This window comes from Paenibacillus antri, from assembly GCF_005765165.1.
GTDB lineage: Bacteria > Bacillota > Bacilli > Paenibacillales > YIM-B00363 > Paenibacillus_AE > Paenibacillus_AE antri.
Window position 1 is genome coordinate 138,229 of sequence record NZ_VCIW01000006.1, and the last position, 12,071, is coordinate 150,299.

The 12,071-nt window shown below is 64.4% G+C and carries 7 protein-coding genes and 1 tRNA gene; all 8 read left to right on the forward strand.

Annotation, left to right across the window (positions count from 1 at the left end):
• Positions 1 to 20: 20 nt before the first annotated feature.
• The 8 genes from FE782_RS11835 to FE782_RS11870 all read left to right on the forward strand — a co-directional run bounded on the left by FE782_RS11835 (position 21) and on the right by FE782_RS11870 (position 11,912).
• Entirely contained in the window at positions 21 to 401 is a 381-nt protein-coding gene (locus tag FE782_RS11835) for an EamA family transporter (protein ID WP_138194297.1), read from the forward strand.
• 167 nt (positions 402 to 568) lie between these two features.
• Positions 569 to 653: transfer RNA gene (locus tag FE782_RS11840), tRNA-Leu, on the forward strand.
• A gap of 147 nt (positions 654 to 800) precedes the next feature.
• Positions 801 to 1,640, forward strand: coding sequence for a class I fructose-bisphosphate aldolase (locus FE782_RS11845; RefSeq protein ID WP_138194298.1), 840 nt, complete (start codon positions 801 to 803; stop codon positions 1,638 to 1,640).
• Positions 1,640 to 2,812, forward strand: a complete 1,173-nt coding sequence (locus FE782_RS11850; RefSeq protein ID WP_138194299.1) for a Gfo/Idh/MocA family protein — start codon at positions 1,640 to 1,642, stop codon at positions 2,810 to 2,812. The genes FE782_RS11845 and FE782_RS11850 overlap by 1 nt, the downstream gene beginning before the upstream one ends.
• Positions 2,813 to 2,819: 7 nt before the next feature.
• Complete coding sequence (locus FE782_RS11855; protein WP_238392443.1) at positions 2,820 to 4,061, forward strand: carbohydrate kinase family protein; 1,242 nt, start codon at positions 2,820 to 2,822, stop codon at positions 4,059 to 4,061.
• A gap of 2 nt (positions 4,062 to 4,063) precedes the next feature.
• Complete coding sequence (locus FE782_RS11860; protein WP_138194300.1) at positions 4,064 to 4,618, forward strand: D-lyxose/D-mannose family sugar isomerase; 555 nt, start codon at positions 4,064 to 4,066, stop codon at positions 4,616 to 4,618.
• A gap of 630 nt (positions 4,619 to 5,248) precedes the next feature.
• Positions 5,249 to 9,184, forward strand: a complete 3,936-nt coding sequence (locus tag FE782_RS11865) for a carbohydrate binding domain-containing protein (protein ID WP_138194301.1) — start codon at positions 5,249 to 5,251, stop codon at positions 9,182 to 9,184.
• Between the two features lie 136 nt (positions 9,185 to 9,320).
• Positions 9,321 to 11,912, forward strand: coding sequence for a heparinase II/III domain-containing protein (locus FE782_RS11870; protein ID WP_138194302.1), 2,592 nt, complete (start codon positions 9,321 to 9,323; stop codon positions 11,910 to 11,912).
• Positions 11,913 to 12,071: the final 159 nt, after the last annotated feature.

Consider the following 12,071-nt stretch of genomic DNA (forward strand, 5'->3'; position numbering starts at 1 on the left):
AAGAAGGCGCGATTCACGTAATGAAGATCGTTTACTTGGTGCTTGTATCCTCCTTGCTAAGCACGGTCGGCAACTTGCTTTGGAAGTGGCAATTTTCCAAGCATCCCTTGGATCTCTCGTCGATCGCTTCGATCGCCGGGACGTTCATGTCTTGGAAGGTGCTGTTAGGTGGGTTGGGATACTTTTGCTCGATGGTACTCTTCTTCTATTTGCTATCCAATTACAAGATGTCCGTGATTATTCCGTTGCAATCGATCACATACCTCTTAAACTTGGCCGTGGCCGTCGCTTTGTTTAAGGAAAAAATGTCGTTAGGTCAAGCGTTCGGCACGGCGATCATTATGATCGGTATCGTCGTTCTGCTCCGGGCGAACGATACGGCCGCGGCGGCGGCCGGTTGAGCCGGATCCGGCGGCATTCCCGTAAGACGCCTCGAAAAACTGTCCGCAGGTCCGAGGCGTAACGGCGAAAATTTGCCAATCCTTCCGACTTTACTTTTGGCCGTCGATCCGGTATATTAATTTCTGTCGCCGCTTTCCCTCGAAGGGCGGCGAGACAGCTGCAACGCGCGGTCGTGGTGGAACGGCAGACACGCTATCTTGAGGGGGTAGTGCCCACTGGGCGTGAGGGTTCAAATCCCTCCGACCGCACCATACATAATAATGAACGGGACCCTGGCAGCAGGGTTCTTTTTTTATGTTTTCTATAGACAAACGGCGGCGGCTGACTTAGGATAAATGTTAGAAACGAACATTATGTTGTTTTAATATTACATTTTCCGAAAAAGGAGTTTTTCCCCTATGTCGCCCAAAGCGAGAATGAACCGCATGTTCAGTCCGGCCGGCAAGTGCTTCGACGTCGCGGTCGATCACGGCTTCTTCAATGAAGTTTCGTTCCTGTCTTCGATCGAAAACATGGAGTCGGCGATTCGGACGATCGTCGACGCGGGTCCCGATTGCATCCAGCTGAGCGTCGGGCAGGCGAAGCATCTGCAGGACGTCCCGGGCAAGCGGAAGCCGGAGCTCGTGCTGCGAACGGATGCGGCGAACATCTACGGATCGACGCTGCCGCGATTCTTGTTCAGCGAAATCATCGACGGCGCGGTCGAGCACGCGGTGCGCCTCGACGCGGTGGCGGTGTGCGTGAACCTGCTGCTGCTGCCAAATCAACCGGAGCTGCATTATCAGTGCGTCAAGAACGTCATGAAGCTGAAGACGGACTGCGAGAAGTACGGCATGGTGCTGATGGTCGAGCCGCTCGTCATGCTGCCGAACGAGGCGAAGGGCGGATACATGGTGGACGGGGATATTTCGAAAATTATGCCGCTCGTCCGTCAAGCGGTCGAGCTCGGCGCGGACGTCATTAAAGCCGACCCGTGCGACGACGTGGACGAGTATCATCGCGTCGTCGAGGTCGCCGGCGGTGTGCCGGTGCTCGTGCGCGGGGGCGGACGCGCGACCGACGAAGAGATCGTGAACCGGACGGTGAAGCTGATGGAGCAAGGCGCCTCGGGCATCGTCTACGGCCGGAACGTCATTCAGCATCCGTATCCGGCCCGGATGACGAAGGCGCTGATGCGCATCGTGCACGAAGGCGCCTCGGCAGCCGACGCGTTGGCGATTCTCGGGGGTGAAGCGTAATGGCAGGCGAAGGTTCGAAAAAGATCATCCGCTTCGGCGTCATCGGCTGCGGCTTGATGGGCAAGGAATTCGCGAGCGCGGCGTCGCGTTGGTGTCACCTCGCGGACGTCGACTTCGAGCCGCGGATTACGGCCGTGTGCGACGCGAACCCGGCGGCGACGGCTTGGTTCGAGCAGGCCGTACCGAGCGTGGAACGGTCGTATACGGATTACCGGGAGCTGCTGGCCGACCCGAACGTCGACGCGGTGTATTGCGCGGTGCCGCACAACCTGCACGCGCAGCTGTACATCGACATCATCCGAGCCGGGAAGCATCTGCTCGGGGAGAAGCCGTTCGGCATCGACGCGGCCGCGAACGCGGCGATTATGGAAGCGTTGTCGGAGCGTCCTGAGGTCATCGTGCGATGCTCGTCGGAGTTCCCGTTTTTCCCGGGGGCGATGCAGCTCACCGAGTGGGTGCGCGAAGGACGGTTCGGGCGTATAATCGAGGTGGAGGCCGGATTTTGGCATTCGAGCGATCTGGATCCGAATAAGCCGATCAATTGGAAACGGCGCATCGCGACGAACGGCGAATACGGCTGCATGGGCGATCTCGGCATGCATGTGCTGCATCTGCCGCTCCGGTACGGCTGGAAGCCGAAGAGCGTCCGCGCGCTGCTTTCGAAGATCGTGCCCGAGCGTCCGGACGGCAAGGGCGGTATGGCGCCGTGCGAGACGTGGGACAACGCGATTCTCGCGTGCGACGTGGAGACGGCGGATCAGGTATTCCCGATGGTGCTGTCGACGAAGCGGATCGCGCCGGGGCACGCGAACACTTGGTTTCTGCGCATTCAAGGGACGGAGCTGTCGGCGGAGTTTACGACGAAGTACCCGAAGCAGGTCGCGTCGCTGCCCTACACGCCAGGAGCCTCGCAGGCGTGGCACGTCGCGGACGCGCCGTACAAGTCGGCGTACGGGACGATTACCGGCGGCATCTTCGAATTCGGCTTCTCGGATTCGATTCTGCAGATGTGGGCGGCGTTCTGCGACGAGGTCGCGAACGGGCCGGACCGGATGACGCAGCCGTTCCGCTGCGCGACGCCGGAAGAGGCGGCCGGCAGCCACCGCGTATTTACGGCGGCGCTCGAGTCGCAACGGACGGGTTGGACGATTCCGTTGAACTGGGGGGAGTAAGGTGGTTGTGGCCGAACGTCTGGTTTTGCCGTATCCCGCGGTCGTCTGCGGGCATATATGCCTCGACGTCATTCCGACGCTGTACGATCGGCAGGCCGGCGTGGACGCCATTCTCGTCCCCGGCAAGCTGGTCGACATCGGCCCGGCGATGCTGTCGACCGGAGGCGCCGTCTCGAATACGGGCCTCGCGCTGCATCGGCTCGGCGTCCCGGCGCGGCTCATGGGCAAGGTCGGGGACGACCGGTTCGGGGAGACGATCGTCGACATCGTGCGCGGCCACGGCGCGGAGCTGGCCGACGGGATGATCGTCGCCGCCGGCGAGGCGAGCTCGTATACGATCGTGATCAGCCCGCCGGGCATCGACCGCATCTTCCTGCACTGCACGGGGGCGAACGATACGTTCGAAGCCGCGGACGTGCGGGAGGAGCTGCTTCGGGAGGCGGGGCTGTTCCACTTCGGCTACCCGCCGCTCATGCGCCGTATGTGGACGGACGGCGGGGCGGAGCTCGCGGCGCTGCTCGCGAAGGCGAAGGCGGCGGGGGCGACGGTCAGCCTCGACCTCGCGCGGCCCGACCCGGACGCCGAAGCGGGACGCGCCGATTGGCGGGCGATCTTGTCGCGGGCGCTGCCGAGCGTGGACTTGTTCCTGCCGAGCTTCGAGGAAATTTTGTTTATGCTGCGGCGCGAGGAGTTCGACGCGTTGGCCGCTTCCGGCGGAACGACGGACCTGCTGCCGTACGCGACCGAGGCGCTGCTGCTAGATCTCGCCGACGAGCTGCTCGGCATGGGCGCCGCGGTCGTCGCGTTGAAGCTTGGGGAATACGGTTTATATATGAAGACCTGCGATTCCGCGGAGCGGTTGGCGTCCGCCGGCCGGTACGCGCCGCGCGACGCGGCGGCTTGGACGTCGCGTGAGCTGTACGCGCCGTGCTTCGATGTTCGCGTCGCGGGGACGACCGGCGCGGGCGACTGCACGATCGCCGGCCTGCTGACCGGCTGGATGCTCGGTCTGGCGCCGGAGGAGGCGCTGCTCGGCGCGGTCGGGACGGGCGCCTGCAACGTGGAGCGGCCGGACGCCGTGAGCGGCGTGCCGCCGTGGGCCGCGGTGCGGCGGCGCATCGCCGCCGGCTGGGCGCAGCGGCCGCCGAAGCCGGCCGGTTTCCGCCGGACGGCGGCGGCCGGCGCGAGCGTCTGGCGGGGGCCGGGGGACGCGGGGGGCGGTACATTTTCCGAGGGAGAAGGGGTATAGGCATGGGCGTGATCAAGCGCAGCGAAGTGCGCGCGGCGCAGGCGAGAACGGCGGAGCTGTTCGCTCGGGCGGGTATCGTTATGACGCCGGAGGAAGTCGCGGGCATCGAGGTGGCGACGTTCGGGCTCGGCGATTTGGAGAAAGAAGGGCTCGAGCTCGTGACGTACGTGAATAACGACCGGTATTGCGCGAAGGAGCTGGTGCTGTTCCCGTACCAGACGTGTCCGGAGCATCTGCATCCGCCGGTCGGGGACGATCCGGGCAAGACCGAGACGTTCCGCTGCCGGTCGGGCAAGGTGCTGCTATACGTCGAGGGCGAACCGACGGAGCGGGTGCAGGCGCGCCTGCCCGAGGGCAGCGAGGCGTATTACACCGTGTTTCACGAGGTGGAGCTGCTGCCGGGGCGGCAGTATACGATTCCTCCGGGGACGAAGCATTGGTTCCAGGCGGGGGCGGACGGGGCGATCGTGTCGGAGTTTTCCAGCACGAGCCGCGACGAATACGACATCTTCACCGACCCGCGCATCGAGCGGATCCCGGTGATCGTCGAGGACTGAAGGTACGATGATGGAAGGCGCAGGCGTCACGCTTGCGCCTTCTTTGTGTGGGCTGGGAAGGAAAACTCTTCCGCAACGACGGTCAGGCTCGGTCGAATAGAGAACAGGAAAGGGAATTTAGCTGTTCCCTATTCGGCCGAAACAGGCCGTCCCGGAGAAAATAGGGAAATTTCGTGTTCCCTATGTAATATGTTCAAAGCATCCGCGCCGGTTGACGCCGCCGGATGAGGGACGAACCGGCGTCGGGGCGGCTCCTTCCCCTTTTCTTTTTTTCTTTAACTCAGGAAGACCAAACCCGGCTTCCGCCAGAGCAGGTAAGGGATCCCGGCCATTCCGATCTCCTGAGTGAAGGACAATTTCAAAATTGGGGGGACGGGTGGTCGGCGGGGCGGAAGGGGCGGCAGCAATGTAAAGGGAGCGAAAGCGGCAAAAGCGGTGAAGGCAGCGAAGGAATGGAGTCAGGCGGGTTGATTTACATTTTCGAATACATGTATTTTTCCTGTATTTACACAAGTCCAAATTGTGCTACAATTTGCCATAGGCAAGGAAATCGGTTTGCGGGAAGGAGGCGCGTCGGCAAGGGGAGCAGGAAGGGCCAACCAAGGACTATCTAAATCGAGGAGGAAAACCATGATTCGGTCGATTCGATCCGCACTTCATCGTTATGGCGTTATTTCGCTTTGCTTATCGCTTGTCTTCTCCGGCTTCGGATTCGCTGCGGGAGGAGGCTTGGCGGCGGCGGAGGAAGCAGGCGAGAGCGGGGCTGCGGTCGCGGCGAGCGCCGTCGCGGCAAGCACAGCCGCGGCGTTGGCGAACCCCGGCTTCGAGGAGCCGGCCGCGGAGAACGGGGCGGCGCCCGGTTGGACGCAAATTTTCGGCATGGGCGGGGCGGGCTCCGTCACGGTGACGCAGGACGCGTATGCCGCCGGCGCGCAAAGCATGAAGCTCGCCGATCCGACGAGCCTGGAGGCGGTCGGCGTCATCAGCGACGCCGTCGCGGTTACGCCGGGCCACAAGGTGACGGTATCGGCGCTCGTCAGCGGCGAGGGCGGCGGGACCGCCGAGCTGTACCTGCGCTTCTTCAGCGCGACGGGCGCGCTGCTCGCGAACTTGAACGAGCGGGTGCCGACGCCGGGCGCGGCGTGGCAGCGCGTCGCCTTGACGGCGCAGGTGCCGGCGGGCGCGACGACGGGGGCGGCGCTGCTGTACTCGTCCAAGGGCAACGCCGGTACGTACTACTTCGACGAACTGACGTGGACGTCGGAGGCGCCGGCGAACCGGTTCCTCGCCAACGCGGGCTTCGAGGCGCCGCCGACGGCGACCGGCGCCATCCCCGGCTGGACGGTGAAGTCCGGATCCGCGGCGGTCAGCCAGGCGCAAGCGTTCGAAGGCGGCAACAGCTTGTACGTCAGCAACGTAGCGAATACGGGGAGCGGCATTAACCTTGAGAGCGATCTGATCGATGTCGAGGAGGGCGCGACGTATTCGCTGACCTCGAACGTTTTCCTGCAGCAGGGGGCGTTCCAAGGCTTCTATGTGTACGTATACGACGAAGCGGGTCGACTCGTGAAAGCCGCGGACGGGAAGGACTTCCACCTGTACGTCGCGACGTTGTCTCCCGTTGGCGAGTGGGTGCTGGCTTCCGGACAATTCACGGTGCAGCCCGGCGGCAAGAAGGCGAAGGTGTCGGTCATCTCCGGCAACCGCCGCGGCTACCAGTTCTACCTCGACGACGTCAGCATCCTGAAGGCCGTGGAGAACGGCGGCTTCGAAGCGGAAGCGGCCGAAGGCGGAGCGGCGGTGCCGGGCTGGCGGAAGTTCGCGGCGACCGACGGCGATACGTTCGGCGTGTCGACCGAGCGATTCGCGAGCGGCGCCCGCAGCCTCGTCATCGAGAACGAACCTGGGAAATACCTCAACGTCATCGGGAATCTCATTCCGGTGGAGCCGGGCGCGACGTATACGGCCGCGGCCAAGACGTTCATCGAATACGGCTCGACCGGGATGTACGTGCGCTACTTCGACGCGAACGGCGCGTATCTCGGCAAGCAGAACTGGAGCATTCTCTCCGAGCCGTCCATGACGTGGTTCACGAATTACGTGCGCGCGGACGTGCCGCAGGACGCCGCGTACGCCGCCGTCATGTTCGCGGGCAGCAATCGGACGACGTATAAGTATTACATCGACGACGTCGCGTTGACCAAGGGACTTCACATTGTGGAAGAGGAGCCGATTCCGGAAAACTCGATCGTGAACGTCGGCGTCGATCTCGGCGTCCAAATTCGCAAGGCGACCGTCATGCGCGGCGATATCGGCAAGTTCGGCGACGGCCGAGACGTGATCTATACGGTCGTCCAAGGGGCGCCGTCCGTCTTTACGGCGATCGACATCGACACGGAAGAGGTCGTCTACAGCGAGCAGCTGCCGGATACGTCCGGGGCATGGTCGGTGAAGGTGTCGGGCGACGGAACGGTGTACCTCGGCGCCTTCAACCTCGGCTTGCTGTACCGATACTTCCCGGCGACGGGCGAGATGAAGAACCTGGGGCATCCGCTGCCGACGAAGGATTCGGTGCTGTATCCGATGGATGCGGGTCCGGACGGCAAAATGTACGGCGGCAACTACCCGTCCGGCAGCGTCTACGAGTACGATCCGGCGACGAACGCGTTTACGGACTTCGGCACGATGTCGTACCGGGACAGCGGCGAGCGGTGGGTGCGCGTCACGGTGTACGACGAGGAAAATCATAAGATTTACGCCGGCGTCGGCAACCAAGCGCGTCTGGTGGAATACGATATCGCCACGAAAACGAAGCGAGACCTCCTCCCGGCGAAATACGCCGACATCACGTCGGTGTACGACCTGGATCTCGTCGACGGCAAGCTGTTCGTAAAGAAGGAAGCGAACGACGCGTACGAAATGTTCGTGCTCGACGCCGCCACGGGCGAGCAAATCGTCATGACGAACGGCGATTCCGGCGAACGGGTCGACGAAGTGATTAACTACTCTCGCGGCGTATCGCCGAAGTCGCCGATCGACGACAAGCTGTATTTCGCGGGCGCGGCCGGAGCGTTGTTCGAGTACGACCTGTCGACCGACGCGTTCCGTTCGCTCGGCGTCAGCATCGACGGCGCCGCGATCGGCTACGGATACGTCCAGCTCGACGAACCGGGCTTCCCGGGCTACAGCCTGGTCGGCTTGTCCGGCAACGGCGGCAAGATGTTCAAGTACAACCTCGAGACCGGCAACGTGAAGGTGACCGACGTCATGCTGCCCGCCGAGCCGGTGGACATTCATAGCATCGTGAAAGGTCCGGACGGCAACATCTACACCTCCGGCTACTTGGCCGGCAACCTGGGCATGTACGATCCGGGCAGCGGCGCGAGCAAATATTTCAACGGGATCGGGCAAGGCGAAGCGATGGCGTCCGTCGGCGGCAAGCTGTACATCGGCGCCTACCCCGACGCGAAAATCTACGAATACGATCTAGCGAAGCCGTGGAACCGCGATAATCCGGACTTGCTCAATCCGAGGCTCGCCTTCGACTTGAACGCGCGCCCGAACATCCCGGGGTACACGTTCCAGGACCGTCCGTTCGGCATGGCCGGATCCGAGGAGCGGGGCGAGCTGTACGTCGGTACGGTCCCGGAAAACGGCCTCCTCGGCGGCGCCCTAGCCGTCTACGACGTCGACGGAGGCGGCGAGCCGGACGTGTACTTCGACCTTGTGCCGGACCAGAGCATCCTGTCGCTCGTCTACCAAGACGGCATGCTGTACGGCGGCACATCGATTCACGGAGGCCAAGGCGGAACGCCGACGGCGTCCGAGGCGGTGCTGTTCGCGTTCGACCCGGCGACGAAGCGGAAGACGTTCGAGATCGTCCCGGTGCCGGGCAAGACGTCGATTACCGCGCTGCACGCGGGACCGGACGGCAACGTCTGGGGACTCGCGAACGGGACGTTGTTCATTTTCGATCCGGCGACCCAACAAGTCGTATACAGCCACGACGCGTTCCCGGCCGCATCCGGCCGGTGGATCGACGGCGCGTTCGAAACCGGAACCGACGGGAACGTGTACGGAACGGTGGACGGGAAGTTCTTTAAAGTCGACGCGGCGACGATGGAAGTGACGGCGCTGGCGACCCAGGCGCGGAAGCTGGCGCAGGACGATTTCGGCAACTTCTACTTATATACGCCGAGCGGAACGAACCTGTACCGGTATACGATTCCGGAGCTGCTGGTCGGCCTCTCGGGCGCGAAGCTCGAGACGGAAGAGACGTTCGTGCGGGTCGGCGAGCGGATGCCGTTTTCGATCATAGGGTTGTTGGAAAAGGGACGCGCCACGCGAAACCTGAGCGGCGCGACGATCGAATACGCGTTCAGCAAGCCGAACCACGCGCGCGTCGAAGCGGACGGCACGGTTACGGCGCTGCAGCCCGGCAATCAGCGGGTAAGCGTCCGAGTGACGCTCGGCGGCGTCACGGTCGAATCGAACGAGGTGAACCTCGTCGTCTCCAACGCATCGGAGCAAGCCGATCCGAACGTGCCGAGCGCGCCGGGGCAGTAATGATCGGGAAGTCGTTCGCGAAGGCGGGCGGCTTCCTTTTTTTATGTTGACACCTCGCCGGTGACGGTGGTACTGTGGAACAATACATACAAGTTAAATACATGTATTTTACAAGTCGTTAGGAGGCGCGGCATCCATGCAGCGAGAAGCGGCGATGATGACGGGAATCGAAGTGTTGACGGTACGATACTTAGAGCCGGGCGAACGGGCGAAGCTGCGGGTGCGCGCTTGCCGGCAGCCGGGCGTCTACATAGAGGGAGCGGCGGCGACCGTCTCGGCGACGAGCGCCGATCCGACGGTGCTCCGCGTCGAAGGCGACGAGCTCGTCGGCGCGGCCGTCGGTCGGGCGACGGTGACGGTCGTTGCGGCGGCCGAAGACGGAACGACGTGCGAGGAACGGCTCGAGATCGAAGTCGTCGCCGGCGCTGCCCGGAGCGGACGAGAGACGGCGCCGCATCCGCGCGTCCTGTTCACGGAGGAGGAGCGCCTTCGCCTGAAGGCGCGGGTCGCCGCGCCCGAGACGGCGCCGCCGGGCGTGGACGTCGCGCGCATCTGGCGGGAGCTGCGGGAGGAGGGCGAGGCGTATTTGCGGGAGACGGGCTTCCGGGTGACGTACCTGAACGCGCCGGACGTGATCGACGTCTCGTATCCGCTGCGCCAGCCTGCGCCGCTGCCGAATCCGGCCGGTTATGTCGACTATCCGTTCTGGACGATGTACTCGCGGCGGATCGAGGAGCGGCTCGTGACGCTCTCGACCTTATACGGGGTAACGGAGGACGACCGCTATGCGGCTAAAGTGCGCTCGATGCTGCTCGATCTCGCGGCGTACGAGCGCTGGTACGAGTTCCCGCGGCGCGGCGCGGAGGGGAACCTCAGCAACGCGCATTTCACGATCGGGGTCGCCTCCGCCTACGACGCTGTGTACGGGACGCTGTCCGAAGAGGAGCGGAGCGTCGTTCGAACGGCGATTTTGGAAAAGGGTCTCCGACCCATGGCGATCGACTTCGGTAACGACGATCAACACAACATCATCGTCGCCAAGCAGGTCGCGATGATGATCGCCGCGCTCGCGATCGTCGACGAGGAGCCGGCCGCCGGCAAATATATCGAGCGGACCTACGATTATATAAGGACGTACTTGGACCAACGCGTCGATTCCGACGAGACGGAAGGTCTCATGTACAACAATATCGCGGCGAAGCATCTCGCGCAGGCCGCCGTGGCGCTGAAGAAAGCGTGCGGCGACGCGTCGCTGATCGAGCATCGGTTCTTGACCGAGGTCGTGCCGGAGCAATTTTTCTACTTCCAGGCGGCCGGCGGGGAGGCGACGTTCGCCACGCTGTCGGACTGCCATCCGAAGCTGGACTTGTCGTACATCATGTCGCTGCTGGCGGAGAACGCGTCGAACGCGGCCGCCATGTGGTACGTGACGACGTACGAGCCCGCGAAGCAGCCGCTGCTGCTGAACCTGTCCCGCGGCACGACGCCGGCGGCGCCGGACGATTACTTCCGAGGGCGCGAGTCGAAGGCGTTCCCGCGGATCGGGTGGGCCGCGTTCCGCAGCGGTTGGGGAGCGAAGGACCATATGCTCGGCTTTACGTCGAGCCCGTCGGCCAAAGGACATAATCATCTGGATCAGAATCATTTCGTAATGAACGTGGCCGGCGAATGGCTCATCCGCGATCCGGGCTATCAGGATTATCGCCCCGGGCCGAAGAACGAGTTCACGGACGGCTCGGTCGGCCATAACGTGCTGCTGATCAATGGGCGAGGACAATCGCGGCGCGGCGGCGGACGATTGGACGCTTGGCTGACGTCGCCGAGCTTCGATTACGGCCGCGGGGACGCGACCGATAGCTACGAGGGCTCGCTGCGCCGATGGAAGCGATCTGTGCTGCATGTCGACAAGTCGTATTATCTCGTCATCGACGATATCGCTTTGAACGACCCGTCCGACCGGGCGGAGCTGCTCCTGCATGGGACGCCGGACATCGAGCAGGGCGGCGAGAAGCTTGCCGTCGGCGCTATGCTCGACGCCGCCGCGCCTTACGCGTTCCGCGGCGAGCGGGCGGCCGTCCGCGTCGCGGGCTGGACGTCCGCCCCCGCCGACGCGGCCGTCACGGCATACGCGGGCGCGGAGGAGTACGGGCCGTACGTGACGTACCGGCTGTCCGCGGACGCGGCGGGCGAGGCGATCGCGGTCGCGCTGCTGGAGCCGTGCCCGGACGGCGTCGACGCCGCGCCCGAGCGGGAGCTGCGCGTCGAGGCGCGCGACGGCGGGCTGCTCGTCGCGGTCGACGGCGCGGATCGGATCGTCGTCGCCGGGCCAGGGCGCCGCGTCGGCGCGGCGGGCGGCGGAGGCGGCGATCCGGCGGAGACGATCCGCCTCGACGGCGCGCTCGGCCGCGTTCGCGGCGCGGCGAACGGCGCATGGCCGGCGGCGGTCGCGCTGGCGGACGGCACGCGCCTTGCGCTCGGCGAGAGGACGCTGCTCGCGGCCTCGTCGCCGGCCAACGCCGCCGCGACGTACGAGGCGGCGGCGGCCGAGCTGGCCGCGTCGCTGCCGCAAGCCGCGACGATCGACGTCGCGCTGCCGTTCGCGCCGGCGTCCTGCGTCCTTCTTGGCACGGGCGAAGCGCTGCCGTTCGCGTTCCGCCCGGAGGACGGCGTCGCGACGATCGAGCTGCCCGCCGGCGAGCATCGGGCGACGTGGCGAGCGGCGGAGTAAGCGGGACGCGGCCCCGGCGGCGCCGGCACCGGCTTGCAGTCGGAGAAACTCCGACTATTTCGCCCTGGCGGAGCCTGCACCGGCCTGCAGTCGGAGAAACTCCGACTATTTCGCTCCGGCGGCGCCGGCGCCGGCCTGCAGTCGGAGAAACTCCGACTA